The sequence below is a fragment of the Methyloversatilis discipulorum genome (genome assembly GCF_000385375.1).
Classification (GTDB): Bacteria; Pseudomonadota; Gammaproteobacteria; order Burkholderiales; family Rhodocyclaceae; genus Methyloversatilis; species Methyloversatilis discipulorum_A.
On the sequence record NZ_ARVV01000001.1, the window covers coordinates 3,535,568 to 3,552,424 of the forward strand.

Consider the following 16,857-nt stretch of genomic DNA (forward strand, 5'->3'; position numbering starts at 1 on the left):
GTCTCATCGCTCGTCGTTCAGACGGATTTCGACGTAAGCGCGGTCGCGCAGCTGACGCACCCAGTCCTGATACACCTCTTCCGCCTTGCGCTCGCGCAGCGCGAGGCGCGCGGCGGCACGCTGACGTTCGGTCGATACGTCCTCGACCCGGCGTTCGACCACCTGGATCAGATGCCAGCCGAAAGGCGACTGCACCGGTTCGCTCACCTTGCCCGGTTCGAGCGCATTCATCACCTTCTCGAACTCCGGCACCGTGTCGCCCGGGTAGAGCCAGCCGAGGTCGCCGCCCTTGGCGGCGGACAGATCCTGCGAGTTGGAGCGCGCCAGTTCCTCGAAATCGCCGCCGTTGTCCAGGCGTTCCTTGATGCCGGTCAGGCGGCGGCGCGCCTCGGCGTCATTCACCACTTCCGAGGTTTTGATCAGGATGTGACGGGCGCGCGTCTGACTGACGCGGGCATCGCTGGCGCCGGCACCGCCGCGCTTGTCCACCAGCTTCATGATGTGAAAGCCGGCCGGGCTGCGCATCACCTCGCTCACCTGCCCCGGCTTCAGATTGGGCAGCATGTCGGCGAACAGCTGCGGCAGACGGTCGAGCGGACGCCAGCCCAGGCTGCCGCCCGACAGTGCGTCCGGCGCATCCGAATAGGAAGCCGCGACGCGCGCGAAATCCTCGCCCTTGGCCAGCTGTTCCATCGCCGCGTCGGCACGTGCCTTCAGCCGCATCAGCGTCTCCGGGCTGGCCCCTTCGGGTACGCGCAGCAGGATGTGCGACACATTGAATTCCTCGCGCTGGTCGGCCTTGCGTTCCGGGTTGGCGAGATAGTTGTCGATCTCGCCCTCGGTCACCACGACGCGGCTTTCGACCTCGCGGTCACGCAGGCGGCTGAGGATGATTTCCTTGCGGATGTCCTCGCGGAAGCGCGGCCACGGGATGCCGTCGCGCTCGACCGCAGAACGCAGCTGCGTCGCGTTCATGTTGTTGCTCTCGGCAATGCGCCCGAGCGCGGCTTCGAGCATGCGGTCGTCGATGCGCATCTGCGTCTCTTCCGCGTGCTGCAGCTGCACCTTCTCGTAAATCATCCGCTCCAGCACCTGGCGTTCGAAGTCCTCGCGCGGCGGCGGTGTCACGTTTCGTCCGCGCAGCTGGGCGATGGCCTGTTCGGTACGCGAACGCAGTTCGAACAGGGTGATCGCGTCGCTATTGACCACGGCGACGATGCGATCGACCTCGACCACGTCGGAGGGCTCGGCCTGTCCGTTCGGCTGAGCCTGTGCGACCGCTGCACCGAAGAGGCCCAGAACGGCCAGCAGGCAGGCCGGAATCAGTTTGTTCAGCATTGGATAAGTCCGTCAGAAATCGTCGCCGAAAATCGGGTCGGCGGCACTCTGGTTGATCTGGCCGTAGCCGGGAATGCTGCGCTTGAGTGCATCGAGCGGGTTGGAGCCGATGCGCGAGAAATCGTTGAGCTCGAGCTGGAAGAACAGCGCGGTGCGGGTACGTTGCACATTGGTGGCGATACGCTGGAACACGACGCGGCCCACCCAGCAGCCACCGTTGTATTCGAAACCCGCGAGGCCTTCGACCAGACGGCGCTCGGCAATCGAGTAGTTGTGGCGCGCCACGGCGTACCAGCGGTTGGTCAGCGGCCACTGCGCCGACAGGTCCAGATCGCGCACGTCTCCTACCGTGGTCGAGGCGCGGCGGAAACGGTAGGACGCATTCAGCACCTGCGCCTCACGCGGATTCCAGCGCATGGTCAGGTTGTAGCGCTCGGTCTGCGAAAGGTCGGTGTTGTACTGCACGGCCGCATCGACCCAGGTCTTCGGCAACAACTCGCCGGACACCGCCGCCAGCGTACTGGCGACGCGCTCGGTACGTGGGGTGCCGCCGGGCAGGGTGACCAGCTGGTCGCTGAAGTAGAAGCGCTGCCCCAGCGCGAGGCGGGCACGCTCCGAGCCATTGACCGGATCGATGAAGCGCGAGATCGCGGCCGTCGTGACCTGATTGCTGTCGGCGATGCGGTCCTGACCGACGAAAACGTTCTCCGAGAAGATCTGCGCGAAGTTGAAGTCGGCCAGCGCACTGTCGAACACCGGGTATTTCGACTGGTCCTTGTAGGTCGACAGCACGTAGTACATGCGCGGTTCGAAGGTCTGTATGAAACCCTGACCGAACAGGTCGGAATCGCGCTCGAAGACGGTGCCGGCGTCGAGACTGAAGATCGGGATCGAACGCGAGAGCGAGGTCGACTGCGCGGCGTTCGCCGTTCCGCGGTCGAGATCGTAATTGCTCAGATGCACGCCGACCTTGGGCGTGATGAACATGTAGGAGTTGCGCATCGGCAGCGACAGCTGCGGATAGACGACGGCACGGCGCCCCTGGTCGCGCGTCACGTCGTCGATGCGGAAATCGGTGTAGTTGGCCAGCGTGCTGAACACCAGCCCGCCCGGCAGATCGGAACGCAGCGCATTGAACGTGACCGATGGCATCTGGCGGTAGATGTCGGGCCGGTTGGCCAGCGACTGGTACTCGGACGCCTTGGCACTCAAGGTCCACCAGTCGCCTGCATACGACAGCGAGCCCTCGCGCGGCAGATAGCTTATCGACGTGATGGCCAGGCGCGAACCCAGGTCGGTGTAGTAATTGCGATCCGATACCGAGTTGATGTTCAGCGAGCCGGTCAGGCGTTCGTTGAACTGATGCGCGTGCTGCATGCTGAAGGCGTAGCGATCGCGCTCTGCCAGGCGATCGCTCGGCAGGTAATCGAGTCGTATCTTGCCGGCGTAGTCTTCCTGCAGGTAGCGGAACTCGCTGCTTAACATCAGGCCACGCGTACCGAGCACGCGCAGGCCTATGGTCGCATCCATGTTCGGCGCGATATTCCAGTAGTACGGCAGCAGCAGATCGATACCGGTACGGTTGGTCACGCCGAAGGTGGGCGTCAGGAAACCGGACTTGCGGCGATTGTTCAGCGAGAAATCCAGCCAGGGCGAATACAGGACCGGCACACCCTTGAAGATGATCTTGCCGTTGCGGCCCTCGCCCTCTTCCGACTCGAAATCGAGATTGAGCGTATCGACCTGCGCGTACCAATCCTGATTCTCCGGGCCACAGGTCGAGTAGGTCGCGTTCTCCATGCGGATGCGGTTCTCGCCGAGAAACTCCATCACGTCGGCCTCACCGCGGCCGGTGGTGGTGCGCAGGTTCTCGCCGGTCTGCAGATTGCGCCGCACGGTGTAGCGCGGCTTGTCGAACACGCCTTCGCTGCGCGTCAACTGGTAACGGAGTGACGGGCCCTCGACCACGTCCTCGCCGCGCACCAGGCGCACATTGCCCTGCGCCCGCAGTTCGTCGGTCGGCGGCTCATAGACGATGGAATCGGCGGTCAGCGAGGTGGTCGCGCGGCGCAGTTCGGCAGCGCCTTCGGCGCGCATCACGGCGTCGGTGGTGCCATCCAGCTGGTCGGCGGCGATCAGCGTCGCGCGCGACTCGGGGTGACGCTCGACATACTCCGACAGCGTGATCGCGCCCTTGAGCATGCGCGTCTCGTCGTCCTCCGGAACCTGCGGCGGCAGCGCGCCGGTGACGTCCGCTTCCTGCGCGGCCGGCGTACCGGCGATGACGGTCTCGCCGGTCTGACCGGCCGGCACACGCCGACGCGCCACCGGTGGTGTGCCCATCAGCGATCTGTCGACCTTGAGCGGCGGCATGTTGCGCGCCGTCGTCACGTTGCGGTAGGGCGGCGCCTCGTCGAGCGCGGCCTGAGCCGTCGGCGGCACTGCACGCCCACCGGGCGGCGCCTTGACCAGTGAACGGTCAACCTTCAGCGGCGGCAGGTTGCGGGCATTCGACGTCGTCGCCGGCGCGGCAGGCGAAACGGCCGGTGCCGCCTGCCTGACAGACGCTGGCGCGGCCTTCAGCGCTGGGGCCGGAACTGAAGCGGGGGTCGAAGTCGAGGCGGGAGCAGGAGCCGGCGCCGACTCGACGGCAACCGGTGCCTCTGCTGCCGGCTGTCCCGGCGTCGCCACCGGAAACACTTCCACGCCCGAAGCAGCCGCCGGCGTCTCTGCCGGCGCCGCAGCGCCGCCGGTCGCGGCAGGCTGCTTCGACGCCGCGGCGGGCTTGGCGGCGCCCGTCTTGGCCGGCCGCTGTGACGGCGGCACCAGGGACGGATCGACCTTCAGCGAAGGAAGTGCATCGGCCGCCTGCGCGCCGCAGGCCATCCAGGCCAGATAGAGAATGACGGAACGCCTGAGCACGAATGAGAGGGCTGGAAGCGGGCTGATCGCGGGTTGAACTCCGGCTTTCGCGCCCGGGCGACGGATCGCCGGCTTGCACGCAGCCGCGTTATAGAATCGCGCATCTTATCAAACGCGACCCGGTTGCCGGCCGGCGATGGCAACAATTTGCAGATCGCGACGCCGGCCCGTCGTTCAGCCGCCCCGGACCCACCGAACATGACCCAAGACCCGCGCCTCGACGCGCTCACTGCCTGGCTGCAGGCGCAGTTTCCCGGCCAGACCCTCGACATCCGTCCGGCCTCGGCCGATGCCAGCTTCCGCCGCTACTTCCGCGTGACGCTGGCCGACGGCAGCACCCACATCGCGATGGACGCCCCCCCGCCGCAGGAAGACTGCCGCCCCTTCGTCGCCGTGCAGGCGCTGTTCGAGGCAGCCGGCGCCCATGTGCCGGCGCTGCGCGCGCAGGACGTCGAACAGGGTTTCCTGCTGCTGTCCGACCTCGGCAGCACCACTTATCTCGACGTGCTCGACGCGGAAAACGCCCCGGCGCTCTATTTCGACGCCACCACCGCGCTGATCGCCATGCAGAAAGCCAGCCGGCCCGGCGTGCTGCCCGAGTACGACCGCGACCGCCTGCTGGCGGAGATGGAGCTGTTCCCGGTGTGGTACGTCGGGCGCCATCTGAAGGCCGAACTGTCGGAGGCCGAGACGACCGCGCTGTACGAGGTGTTCGACCGCATCCTGGACGTGAATCTGGCCGAGCCGCAGGTGTTCGTGCACCGCGACTACCACAGCCGCAACCTGATGGTGACGATGCCCAACCCCGGCGTGCTCGACTTCCAGGACGCCGTGTATGGTCCGATCAGCTACGACCTGGTCAGCCTGTTCAAGGACGCCTACATCGCCTGGGAAGAGGAACAGACGCTGGACTGGCTCATCCGCTACTGGCAGGACGCCAAGCGCGCCGGCCTGCCGGTGCGCGAAGACTTCGCCGACTTCCACCGCGACTACGAATTCATGGGCGCGCAGCGCCACCTGAAGGTACTGGGCATCTTCGCCCGCCTGTACCACCGCGACGGCAAGGACGGCTACCTGAAGGACATGCCGCGCGTGATGAACCACCTGCGCGCCACCGCCCGCCGCTACCGTGACCTCGCGCCGCTCGCCAGGCTGCTGGACCGACTCGAGGGCGTGACGCCGCAGGTCGGCTACACCTTCTGATGAAAGCGATGATTCTCGCCGCCGGCCGCGGCGAGCGCATGCGCCCGCTGACCGACCACCTGCCGAAACCGCTGCTCGAGGTCGGCGGTCGGCCGCTCATCGTCTGGCATATCGAAGCACTCAGGGCGGCCGGCATCACCGACCTCGTGATCAACCACGCCCATCTCGGCCACAAGCTCGTTGAAGCACTGGGCGACGGCAGCGCACTCGGCGCGCACATCGCCTGGTCGGCCGAACCCGAAGGCGCGCTGGAAACCGCGGGCGGCATCGCGCACGCGCGCCACCTGCTCGGCGACGCTCCGTTTGTCGTGGTCAATGGCGACATCTGGTGCGACGCCGACTTCGCCGCCATCGCTCAGGCCGCATCGGCGCTGCAGGCCGACGGCGACCTCGCTCACCTGCTGCTGGTTCCGAACCCGGCGCACAACCCGGGCGGCGATTTCGTACTGCGCGACGACCGGGTATGCGACGAGAGCGAGGGCCGGCTCACGTTCTCCGGCATCGGCGCCTATCACCCGTCGCTGTTCGACGGCCTCGATCCGGACGCACCGGCAAAGCTCGCACCGCTGCTGCGCGCGGCGATGCGCGAAGGCCGCGTCGGCGGCGCGCTGCACCGCGGCCACTGGCACGACGTCGGCACACCGCAGCGGCTGGCCGAGGTCGACGCGCTGGCGCGCAAGAAAGGCTGAAACCGGTCAGGCGGCCAGCGGCAGACGCAGATCAATGTGCATGCCGCCACCGTCGGCATCGCGCAGTTCGATGTCGCCGCCAAGCCGCTCGACCACTTCGCGCACGATTGCCAGTCCCAGCCCGGTGCCGCTGCTGACCGAACCGGGAATGCGGTAATACGGCTCGAAGACCCGCTCGCGCAGTTCAGGCGGTATCCCCGGCCCCGCGTCGATGACGGCCAGGCGCGCCACATTCCCGTCGCGCGACAGGCGCACCGTGATGGTCGTCCCCGGTGGGGCATAACGCTGCGCGTTGTCGATCAGATTGCCCGCCATGCTGGACAGGCCTGTCGGGTCGGCCCGCATGATCAGCGGGTCTCCGCAGCTTTCGAAGGCCAGCAGATGACCGCTCGATTCGCAGGCCGGCAGCCGCTGCGCCACCGCGTCGGACACCACGTCGCGCAGTGACACCTCCATGTCGTGGGTGGCCCGGCCGGCCCGGCTGTGCGCCAGCATCTGTTCGGCCAGGTGAACGGTGCGTGCGACACCTTCGAGCAGACTGTCGAGCGACTTGTCGCGTTGCGCTGCGTCTTCCGCGCGGCGGGCGTTCTGCGCGTGGATACGCAGCGCGGCCAGCGGCGTGCGCAGTTCGTGCGCGGCCGAATCGATGAAGCGCCGCTCGCGTTCGAGCGTACTGCGCACCCGTTCGAACAGCGCGTTCAGCGCACCGAGCACCGGCGTCATTTCGCGCGGCACGCGCGACAGCGTCAGGGGCTGATCGTCCTGCGGGCGGCGGGCCGCAATGCGCTCGGTCATTTCCGACAATGGGGCCAGACCGTAACCGATCAGCAGCGCGTTGAGCAGCAGCACGACCACCAGTCCGACCAGCAGCGGCGCACCGGTCGCCCAGCCCAGCTTGGCCGTCAGCTCGGCGCGCGCGTCGGTGCGCTCACCGACCTGCACCCACACCTCTCCGGCCTGCAGCACAAACACGCGCCACATGCCATCGTCGAGATCGTGATCGCTGAAACCGGCCCTCATCGGCGCAAACGGCTTTTCCGGTGCCGATGACGAGCGCGCCAGCAGTCGATGGGCGGCGCCGTCGACATCCACGCTCCACACCTGGTAGGCGATGTGCGTCTCGTATTCATGTCCGAGCGGCGTTTCGACGTCGTGATGGCCGAACAGCCACTCCTGCAGTATCCACAGCAGTGCGAAACCTGGCTTTCCGGCCAGTTCGGCGTCATGCTCGTGCGCCATGTCGGCCAGCGGCGCCGGCAGCGACATCACCAGCGGGGCATTGATGGTGGCGTGCTCGACCTGTTGCGCGAGCAGGCTTTCGAGCACGCGCGCCGAGGTGGCCAGACGCGCATCGAACAGTTCATCCGCCTCGTCCTGTCCGGCCATCACCGCCAGCACTGCGGTGGTGCCGATCACGCACAGCAGGATGATGGCGCTGCCGGCCAGCAGCAGCGCGCGTATCGACATGCCGCGGAACGGCCGCATCACTTGCCCTGCCGCGTCGCCGGCAGCGGGTCGATCACGTAGCCGACACCACGCACGGTGCGTATCAGTTCGGGGTGGAATTTCTTGCGCAGGTTGTGGATGTGCACATCCAGCGCATTGCTTTCGAGGTCACTGTCCCAGCCGTAGATGTTCTCCACCAGCTGCTGCCGGCTCAGCACGTGGCCGATGTTCTCCAGCAGGCGCCGCAGCACCATGAACTCGCGCCGCTGCAGCTCGACCGGCCGGTCGTCGATGCTCACCGTCAGGCCCGCCGTATCCAGCGTAATGCTGCCGTAGCGGATCAGGTTAACGACGGTGCCGCGGGTGCGTCGTTCGAGCACCCGCAGCCGGGCCAGCAGCTCGTCGAGATCGAAGGGCTTGGTCAGGTAGTCGTCGGCGCCTGCGTCCAGCCCGCCGATGCGTTGCGCCGTCGTGTCACGGGCGCTGAGCACCAGCACCGGCGTCGTGACGCCCGCCTCGCGCGCGCGGCGCAGCACATCCATGCCATCCAGCCGCGGCAGCCCGAGGTCGAGCACCGCCATGTCGACGCCGCCACCGCGCAGCGCAGCCAGCGCCTGCGCGCCGTCGCGCACCCACTCGACCGTGTAGCGCGCGCGTTCGAGCGCGTCACGGATACCGGCACCAAGCAGTTCGTCGTCTTCAACCAGCAGAACCTTCATCGGTCTGGAAACGCCGTAACGGAAAGCCGTCATTGTCGCTCCGCGCGCATTGTTCCGCTCATGACCCGCTTACTTCAGCTTCTCGCGCACCTTGACCAGCAGCGCCTCGATCTCCTTGCGCCGCCCTTCGTCGGCCAGCGGACGGCTGGGGCGGGGCCGGCGCCTGCAGCGCCGCTTCGAGCGAGGCGCGTGCCTTCTCGTACTCGCCGTTGCGGTACAGGAAGTCGCCCATGAAGTAGTTGCTGTCGATGCCCTTGGGATTGATGGCCAGTGCCTTGGTCAGCAGTTCGCGCGCCTTGTCCTTGTCGCCGAAGCCGATCGGCCAGCCCGGCACCTGGTAATAGAGCGAGCCGAGGCTGGTGTAGGCCGATCCGTCGAGCGCGTTCGGGTTCTTCGCCAGCGCCTTCTCAAGCGCCGAGCGCGCGTCCTTGACCAGCGACAGCGCACCCAGCCCGCCCTTCGCACCGGCGTGGCTGGCGACGATGATGCCGTACCAGATGTCCGCTTCGGCGCGATCCGGATGCTCGGCGCGCACCGCCGCCGCCTCCTTGCTCAGCGCCTCGAAAGCCTGTTCCTGCTTGTCGGCCGGCTGCCTGTACTTGATCTGTTCCCACTCGGTCTGCAGCTTGGCGACCGACTCGTCCACACCGGCGAAGGCCGGTGCAATGACCATTGCTGCGAACAACGCGCACGAGGCGCGAAAGAATGCGTTCACGATTTGACTCCCTGTTGTGCGTGACGGCGGATGACGGACAGCTGCTTCGCCAGGCTGGAATCGACCAGCGAAGGCAGCAGGCGGTTGATGCGGACGAACAGCTTTTCGGGCCAGCCCAGGTGGCGCTCGGCGCGTGCGCCGTCGAGCAGCTTCAGCAGTTCGGCGGCGACATGCTCCGGCGCGTCGCTGGCGACGCCAAGCTCGGCGTTCAGTGCCACCTGGGCCGGACTGTTCAGCGCGGTGCGGGTGGCGCGCGGCGCCAGGTAGCGCAGCTGTACGCGGCTGCCGGCCAGCTCGCGACGCAGCGCCTCGGTGAAGCCACGCAGCGCGAACTTGCTGGCGCAGTAGGCGACGCTGCCCGGGTGGCCGATGTCGCCGAGGATGGAGCCGACGTTGACCACCTGAGCCCGCGCCTGACGGTGCAGCGCCGGCAGCAGCGCGTGCGTCAGCAGCATCGGCGCGACGACGTTGGTATGCACGATGCGCTCGATCTGCGCGTCCGACTGGTCCTCGAACCAGGCCAGTTCGCTGACGCCGGCATTGTTGATGAGCAGGTCCGGCCCGCCCGGCAGCGCTTCGGCGGCGTTCACCACGGCGGCGCGCCCGGCGGCCGTGCCGAGATCGGCGGCGACGGTGCGCACCTGCGTGCCGGGTGTCCCGCGGACAAGGTCGTCGGCCAGTGTCGCCAGTTTCGACGGGTCGCGGCCGACCAGCAGCAGCGCGGCGGCGCGCGGCGCCAGCGCGTGCGCCATCGCGCTGCCGATGCCGCCGGCCGCACCGGTCAGCACGATCTTCAGTCCCTTGGTCATGCCGCGCACGCCTCGTCGCAGGCGGGCAGCGCGCGGAAGATGTCGCCGTAAAGGCGGAACATGACGCGCGCGACATGGATGACCGCCTGCCGGTCGTCCTCGTCGTCGAGACCATCCATCAGCGTGGCGAAGAAGCGCACGTGGTCCTGGTCCAGGCTGCCGTGCGAATTCAGGTAGGTGAAGGCGGCGGGCGGCAGGTGCAGCGTCTGCGCGATGCGCTCGGCCGCCGTGGTCGCGATCTGCACGCTGGTGCCTTCGAGCACATGCACCATGCCGAAGAAGCCGACCGGATTCTTGCGCGCGATGCAGTCGTAGGCGTAGGACACCATCAGTTCGGTCTCGATGGCGGGTTCGGACATGCGCGCAGCTTCACGGTCTCCGCCGCAGGCGACGATGTCGTCGAGTATCCATTCCTCGTGGCCGATTTCCTCGTCGATGTACTCGGCCACCGCGCGACGCAGCGATTCGTGCCGCGCCGGCAGCCGTGCGCCGCAAGCCATCAGCAGCGGCACCGTGTGGCGCACGTGGTGGAAGGCTTCGCCGAGGAAGGCGCGGTACTGGCGCAGCGTGACGCGGCCGGCCAGCGCGTCCTGGATGATGGGCGCGCTCAGCAGGTGAGCGCGTTCGGCGGCGGTTTCGTGTTGCAGGCGTTCATGAAAAGACATGTCGGTTCTCTCCGCGGGCATCCCCGCATTCGTACAGCTCGGCGATGCGTTCGCCGTAGCAGGTCCACACCGCGTCACGGCGCACGCGGCCGTTGTCGGTCGCCAGACCGTTGGCGGGGGAAAAGGGGGAATCGGCGCGCAGGTAGACGCCGATGCGTGCGTAGTCGGGCAGCCGTGCGTTGGCGGCGGCGACCGCGGCATCGAGCGCCGCGTCCGGCAGATCGCCGCGCGGCACGATGACTGCGGCAAGCGTCGGCCGCGCCTCGCCGAACACGACCACCTGCGCCACCGCGGGCGAGGCGAGCAGTTCGGCTTCGGGCCATTCGGGCGACACGTTGCGACCGAAGCTGGTGATGATCTGGTGCTTCAGGCGGCCGGTCACGTGCAGCCGGCCGTCGGCGTCGAGGCGGCCCATGTCGCCCGTCGGCAGAGGTCCGTCCGGCAGCGCCGGCGCACCGAGATAGCCGGGCAGCCGCGGCCCGTCGACCAGGATTTCGCCGCGCGCCGACAGCTCGACACGCAGATGCGGCAACACCCGCCCGACCGCGCCCGGCGGGTCCGACGGCAGATTGAGCGCGACCACCGACCCGGCCTCCGACAGGCCGTAGCCCTCGCAGGCCGGAATGCCGAGCGCGCGCGCGCGCTCGATCAGGTCGGGCGACACGCGCGCGCCGCCGACCGCGACCAGTTTCAGGCCGCGCGGCGCCGGCAGGCCGGCGTCGACCGCCGCCACCAGCGCGGTCAGCATCTGCGGCAGCAGGATGAGGCTGTCCGGCTGCCAGCGCTCGAGCGCTGCCAACGCCGCACGCGGGTCGAAACGGCTGGAACCGCTGAGGCCGACTTCGGCCAGCGGCGGCACGACACACTGCGCGCCGGCCAGCCAGGCCGCATCGGCGCCGGCGACGTTCTCCAGCAGCACGGCCAGCGGCAGCATGCAGAGGTGGCGGCGGATGCCGAGTTCGCGCGCGATACCGGCGACCGACACGCTCACCGCCGACAGCTGCTCCGTGCTCAGGCATACGCCTTTGGGCTGGCCGGTGGTGCCCGAGGTGAAGGTGATCTTGGCAGTGCCGTGCGGCAGCGCCACCCCGGCCACATCGTTGCGGCCGAACAGCGACAGCGCGCCAACCGCCATCGGCGCGACGCGCTCAGCGCCCAGCGCCGCGGCCCGCGCGGCGTCGTCGGTCAGCAGCAGGCGCGCACCGGCGGCGTCGAGCGCGTGCCGGCACTGGTCGTCGGTGAAGAAGGTGGGCAGCGGCAGCAGCACGCGGCCAGCCATGCGCACCGTGCGGTCAGCCAGCAGCCAGTCAGGACCATTGTCGGCGAGCAGCGCGACGACCTCACCGTCGTGCGCGCGCAGTGCGCGCGCCAGTGCGTCGATGCGCGCGGCCACTGCGGCGGCGTCGAGCACGCCGTCGCGACCGGCCACGGAGGGCGACAGCTGTTCGCCGCTCATGCCGCCTGCTCGCCCACGGTGTGCAGGCCGCTGACGATACGGCCGACCATAACGGTCGGGCTGTTGCGGTAATACGTTCCCCAGCCGTCCTCGCCGTCGTGCAGCCGTGCCGGATCAGCCGGCGCCACCGGGAAAATGGGTATGCCGAGGCGGACGAAGGAATTGGCCAGCGCGCGGGTGGCGGTGAACACCACGTAATCGAGACCGCGCGCGTACAGGTGGCGGGTGGCCAGCGCGATCAGTTGCCGCCCCATGCCGGCCGACGTCGCCGCCATATTGCCGACCTCGGCCAGCGCCGAGCGCGCAACCGGCTCGCGCAGCACCGCCGACAGCGCCTGTTCGAGCGGCAGGTCCAGATACTGTTCGACGAACACATGCGGTCTTGCCACCGGCAGCGAATAGCCGAGCGCCGCCTGCCACTGGCCGTCGGCCCCGCGCACGCCGAGCAGCGTGTCGGCGAAATGCCGGATCACCGCGCCGTAGCTGCGGAAGAAGCAGCCGGCGATGAAACGTTCGAGCGAGGCCCTCGCCGGGTGGCCGTGGCCGACCACTTCCAGAACGGGTTCGCCCTCTTCGTCCGGCATGCGCAACCCGATCACGCAGGCGCGCAGCGACGCGGCGCCTCCGGAACGGGCCTGCAGCGGGGTCAGTGCAATCAGCGCGGCGGTGTGCGGCATCGCTTGCCTCCTTTTCGATGGAGGCATGCTCGCGGCTGAAGATTAACCGGCCCTTAACTGCCCTGGCCGGCCTGCAACAGAACGTTTCCGGCGCCGGAAGCCCTAAACTCACGTCCTGAACGAAAGCCGGAACCCGACATGCATCCCTATTCCGAACGCCGCGCCCGCCTGATCGAACGCATGGGATCGGGCGTGGCCGTCATCGCCACCGCCCCCGAACGCGCGCGCAACCGCGACACCCACTACGGCTACCGCCACGACAGCTACTTCTATTACCTGACCGGTTTCGCCGAGCCGGAAGCGGTGCTGGTGCTGGTCGCCGGCGACAGCCCGCGCAGCATCCTGTTCTGCCGCGAAAAGAACGAGGAAAGGGAAATCTGGGACGGCTGGCGCCACGGCCCCGACGCAGCGCGCGAGAAATTCGGCTTCGACGAAGCCCACGTATATGGCGAACTGGACGCGAAGCTGCCCGAACTGCTGGCCAACCAGCCGCGCCTGCACTACGTGATCGGCGAGGACGCAGCGTGGGACCAGCGCATGATGGCCGCACTGAACGCCGTGCGCGCCCAGGTGCGCGCCGGCCGCCAGGCGCCGTCCGAGCTGCTGGACATCCGCCAGCCGCTGGACGACATGCGACTGATCAAGGACCTGCACGAACAGACCCTGATGCGCCGCGCCGCCGACATTTCCGCCCGCGCCCACCGGCGCGCGATGCAGGCCACCCGCCCCGGTGCGATGGAATACGAGATCGAGGCGGAAATCCTGCACGAATTCCGCCGCAGCGGTTCGGAAGCGCCGGCCTACGGTTCCATCGTCGCCGGTGGCGCCAACGCCTGCGTACTGCACTACGTGTCGAACGACGCAGAACTGCACGGCGGCGACCTGCTGCTGATCGACGCCGGCTGCGAACTGGGCGGCTACGCCTCGGACATCACCCGCACCTGGCCAGTCAGCGGCCGCTTCAACGCGGCACAGCGCGACGTCTACCAGCTGGTGCTCGATTCACAGACCGCCGCCTTCGCCGAAGTGAAGCCGGGCGCGCGTTTCATCGACTACCACGACGCCGCGGTCAAGGTGCTGGCGCAGGGCATGCTGGACCTCGGCCTGCTCAAGGGTTCGCTCGACGAAGTGATCGACAAGGGCGATTACCGACGCTTCTACATGCACCGCACCGGCCACTGGCTGGGCATGGACGTGCATGACGCCGGCGAGTACCGCCCGCGCGGCGGCGGCCCGAACGAATGGCGCACGCTTGAAGCCGGCATGGTGCTGACGGTCGAGCCCGGCTGCTACATCCGCCCGGCCGACGACGTGCCGGAGGCCTTCTGGAACATCGGCATCCGCATCGAGGACGACGTCATCGTCACCGCCGACGGCTGCGACATCTACACCGCGGCCGCACCCAAGACCATCGCCGACATCGAAGCCGTGATGGCCGAGGCGCGCGGATGAGCGAGGTCGTCGTTGCTCCGCCGCTCGATGCCTTCATCGTCGGCGCCGGACCGGTCGGGCTGGCAGCCGGCTGCGCCTTGCGTGCAGCCGGCCTGCGGGTGGTCGTGGCCGACGCCGGCCCGGCCGAGCGTGCGCTGGAAGACACGCGGGTGATCGCGCTGTCGGCCGGCTCGCGCGACATCCTGCGCACGCTGCAGGCCTGGCCAAGCGCCGATGCGACGCCGATCGGCACCATCCACATTTCGCAGCGCGGTCATTTCGGCCGCACCGAACTGCGCGCCGCCGACTACGGCCTCGACGCGCTGGGCCACGTCGCTCGCGCCGGTACCGTGGTGCGAGCCTTGCGCAGCCGCGCGCAGGCGCTCGGGCTCGATGTGCGACACGAGCTCGCCGTCACCGGCGCCCGTGAGGACGGCGACTTCGTGCAGGTCGACACCGCCGCCGGCACCTTCGCCACACGAGTGCTGATCTGGTGCGAAGGCCGCATCGCCGACGACGAGGCGCTGGCGCGCAGCCGCGACTACGGCCAGCACGCGGTGATCGCGCTGGCCACGCCAATGCGTCCGCACGGTCACGTCGCCTACGAACGATTCACGCCGGACGGTCCGGTCGCGCTGCTGCCCTGTGGCCGCGACTACGCCGTCGTCTTCACCTGTGCCGCGGCCGAAGCCAGCGCACTGCGCGACGAGCCGGATACGCAGTTCCTCGCCCGCCTGTCCGACGCGCTCGGCGGCCGCGTGCAGTTCTCCGCGCTGGGCCCGCGCAGCGCCTGGCCGCTGACGCTGCGCATGCGCGCCGACGTCGTACGCGGACATCAGGTTTGGCTGGGCAATGCCGCCCAGACGCTGCACCCGGTGGCCGGCCAGGGGCTGAACCTCGCACTGCGCGACGTCGGCCAGCTGGCCGAGTGCCTGCTGCCGGTGCTGGCGCGCGGTGAGGGCGACATTGCCGAAGTGCTCGAACGTTACGGCCGGCTGCGTCGCACCGACCGCGCGGCGACCGGCGGTTTCACCGACGCGCTGGTGCGCATCTTCGGCATCGGTGCCGGCCACCCGCTGCTCGGCCCGCTCGCCGGTCACGCCCGCGGCGCCGCGCTCGCCCTGCTCGACGCCTGTCCGCCGGCGCGCCAGTTCATCGGCCGGCGCATGATGTTCGGCGCGCGCGGCTGGTAAGTGCCGGCAGCAGCGCGGTAAGGACGCAGTTCCTCGCCGCGCCGCCGGCCGGCCCCTAGAATCCGCGCACCCCATGCCCGCCGGCTGCGCATGCTGTTCAACTCCTACGCCTTCCTGTTCGCCTTCCTGCCCATCACGCTGGTCGGCTATTTCCTGCTCGGACGGCGTTCGGTCACGCTGGCAGCGGGCTGGCTGGCGCTGGCGTCGCTGTTCTTCTACGGCTGGTGGGACGCGCGTTACCTGCCGCTGCTGATCGGCTCCATCCTGTTCAACTACCTGACCGGGCGCGCCATCGCGACCCGCGCCGGCACGCCGGCCGCGGGCCGCCTGCTGGCACTGGGCATCACAGCGGACCTCGCGCTGCTGGTCGGCTACAAGTACAGCGCGCTGTTCATCGACACCGCCAACCGGATGGCCGACCTGGGCCTGCCGGTACCCGACATCGTGCTGCCACTGGGCATTTCGTTCTTCACCTTTACGCAGATCGCCTTCCTGGTCGACGCCTGGGCAGGCAAGGTGCATGAGACGCGGCTGATCAGCTACACGCTGTTCGTGACCTATTTTCCGCACCTGATCGCCGGGCCGGTGCTGCATCACGGCGAAATGATGCCGCAGTTCGAAAAGGCCCGGAATTACCGCCCGCATCTGAACAATTTCCTGATCGGCGGCAGCATTTTCGTGTTCGGCCTGGCGAAGAAGGTGCTGCTCGCCGACAACCTGGCACCGCTGGCCGGCGCGGTATTCGACCGCAGCAGCGAACCCGGCCTGCTGGTGGCGTGGGGCGGCGTGCTGGCCTACACCTTCCAGCTCTACTTCGACTTCTCCGGCTATTCGGACATGGCCATCGGCCTGTCGCGGCTGTTCGGCGTCAAGCTGCCGCTGAACTTCGATTCGCCCTACAAGGCAGCCACCATTTCCGACTTCTGGCGGCGCTGGCACATGACGCTGTCGCGCTTCCTGCGCGACTATCTCTACATCCCGCTCGGCGGCAACAAGTACGGACCGCTGCGCCGCTACGGCAACCTGATGGTGACCATGCTGCTCGGCGGCCTGTGGCACGGCGCCGGCTGGAACTTCCTGCTATGGGGCGGCCTGCACGGCGCCTATCTGTGCATCCAGCACGCCTGGTCGTCGATGTTCCGGCTGCCGCGACCGCTCGCCGTGCTGCTCACCTTCGTCGCCGTGGTCGTCGCCTGGGTGTTCTTCCGCGCCACCAGCCTGCCGGTCGCGTTCGATCTCTTGGCCGGCATGGCGGGTGCGCACGGCATCGGCCTGCCGGAGGCGATCGGGCTGCGCCTCGGTCCGCTCAAGCCGCTGCTGCTGGATCTGGGCATCGAGTTCTACGGCGGCGGCGGCGAACAGTTCGTCAGCACCTGGTGCTGGGTGACGGTGGCGGCCGTGATCGCCTTCGCCTGCCCGAACACGCAGCAGATCCATGCGCGGCTCAGGCCGGCGATCGAACGGGTGCGGCCGCTGCGCGGCAGCCTGCACTTTTCGCTGCGCCCGCGCTGGGCGATCGGACTGGGCCTGGCCAGCACGCTGTGCGTGCTGGCGCTGTCGCGGCCGTCCGAATTCCTCTATTTCCAGTTCTGAC

The 16,857-nt window shown here is 68.5% G+C and carries 14 protein-coding genes; 5 read left to right on the forward strand and 9 right to left on the reverse strand.

Annotated elements, in window-relative coordinates:
* Positions 1–3 precede the first annotated feature (3 nt).
* A complete protein-coding gene (locus tag METRZ18153_RS0116445) occupies positions 4–1,338 on the reverse strand; it encodes a peptidylprolyl isomerase (RefSeq protein WP_020165769.1) in 1,335 nt (444 codons plus the stop codon).
* 12 nt (positions 1,339–1,350) lie between these two features.
* Positions 1,351–4,260: an LPS assembly protein LptD gene (locus tag METRZ18153_RS0116450; RefSeq protein WP_232416071.1), complete on the reverse strand. Its 2,910-nt coding sequence runs from the start codon at positions 4,258–4,260 to the stop codon at positions 1,351–1,353.
* A gap of 198 nt (positions 4,261–4,458) precedes the next feature.
* Between METRZ18153_RS0116450 and METRZ18153_RS0116455 the strand changes: the two genes are divergently transcribed.
* Complete coding sequence (locus METRZ18153_RS0116455) at positions 4,459–5,463, forward strand: aminoglycoside phosphotransferase family protein (RefSeq protein WP_020165771.1); 1,005 nt, start codon at positions 4,459–4,461, stop codon at positions 5,461–5,463.
* Between the two features lie 8 nt (positions 5,464–5,471).
* Positions 5,472–6,152, forward strand: coding sequence for an N-acetylmuramate alpha-1-phosphate uridylyltransferase MurU (gene murU / locus METRZ18153_RS0116460; RefSeq protein ID WP_020165772.1), 681 nt, complete (start codon positions 5,472–5,474; stop codon positions 6,150–6,152).
* A gap of 6 nt (positions 6,153–6,158) precedes the next feature.
* On the opposite strand, the gene METRZ18153_RS0116465 is transcribed toward murU, so the two are convergent.
* Genes METRZ18153_RS0116465 through METRZ18153_RS20285 form a run of 7 tightly spaced genes read right to left on the reverse strand, consistent with a single transcriptional unit; the run spans position 6,159 to position 12,639 of the window.
* Entirely contained in the window at positions 6,159–7,637 is a 1,479-nt protein-coding gene (locus tag METRZ18153_RS0116465; protein WP_020165773.1) for an ATP-binding protein, read from the reverse strand.
* Positions 7,637–8,317 (reverse strand): response regulator, encoded by a 681-nt coding sequence (locus METRZ18153_RS0116470; protein ID WP_019916878.1) that lies wholly within the window; start codon positions 8,315–8,317, stop codon positions 7,637–7,639. The genes METRZ18153_RS0116465 and METRZ18153_RS0116470 overlap by 1 nt, the downstream gene beginning before the upstream one ends.
* Positions 8,318–8,375: 58 nt before the next feature.
* A complete protein-coding gene (locus METRZ18153_RS20280) occupies positions 8,376–9,032 on the reverse strand; it encodes a tetratricopeptide repeat protein (RefSeq protein WP_332308866.1) in 657 nt (218 codons plus the stop codon).
* A complete protein-coding gene (locus METRZ18153_RS0116480; protein WP_029143835.1) occupies positions 9,029–9,841 on the reverse strand; it encodes an SDR family oxidoreductase in 813 nt (270 codons plus the stop codon). Before METRZ18153_RS0116480 ends, METRZ18153_RS20280 begins: the two co-directional genes overlap by 4 nt.
* Complete coding sequence (locus METRZ18153_RS0116485) at positions 9,838–10,506, reverse strand: TenA family transcriptional regulator (protein ID WP_020165775.1); 669 nt, start codon at positions 10,504–10,506, stop codon at positions 9,838–9,840. The genes METRZ18153_RS0116480 and METRZ18153_RS0116485 overlap by 4 nt, the downstream gene beginning before the upstream one ends.
* Positions 10,493–11,962, reverse strand: a complete 1,470-nt coding sequence (locus METRZ18153_RS0116490) for an AMP-binding protein (protein ID WP_020165776.1) — start codon at positions 11,960–11,962, stop codon at positions 10,493–10,495. The genes METRZ18153_RS0116485 and METRZ18153_RS0116490 overlap by 14 nt, the downstream gene beginning before the upstream one ends.
* Positions 11,959–12,639: a thermostable hemolysin gene (locus METRZ18153_RS20285; RefSeq protein WP_020165777.1), complete on the reverse strand. Its 681-nt coding sequence runs from the start codon at positions 12,637–12,639 to the stop codon at positions 11,959–11,961. Before METRZ18153_RS20285 ends, METRZ18153_RS0116490 begins: the two co-directional genes overlap by 4 nt.
* Before the next feature lie 138 nt (positions 12,640–12,777).
* On the opposite strand from METRZ18153_RS20285, the gene pepP reads away from it, so the two are divergent.
* The 3 genes from pepP (at position 12,778) to METRZ18153_RS0116510 (ending at position 16,856) form a co-directional block, all read left to right on the forward strand.
* Positions 12,778–14,091, forward strand: coding sequence for a Xaa-Pro aminopeptidase (gene pepP, locus METRZ18153_RS0116500; RefSeq protein WP_020165778.1), 1,314 nt, complete (start codon positions 12,778–12,780; stop codon positions 14,089–14,091).
* Entirely contained in the window at positions 14,088–15,263 is a 1,176-nt protein-coding gene (locus tag METRZ18153_RS0116505) for an FAD-dependent monooxygenase (protein WP_020165779.1), read from the forward strand. The genes pepP and METRZ18153_RS0116505 overlap by 4 nt, the downstream gene beginning before the upstream one ends.
* A 90-nt stretch (positions 15,264–15,353) precedes the next feature.
* Positions 15,354–16,856 carry an MBOAT family O-acyltransferase gene (locus tag METRZ18153_RS0116510; RefSeq protein ID WP_020165780.1) on the forward strand — a complete coding sequence of 501 codons (1,503 nt, stop codon included), beginning with the start codon at positions 15,354–15,356 and terminating at the stop codon, positions 16,854–16,856.
* Position 16,857: the final 1 nt, after the last annotated feature.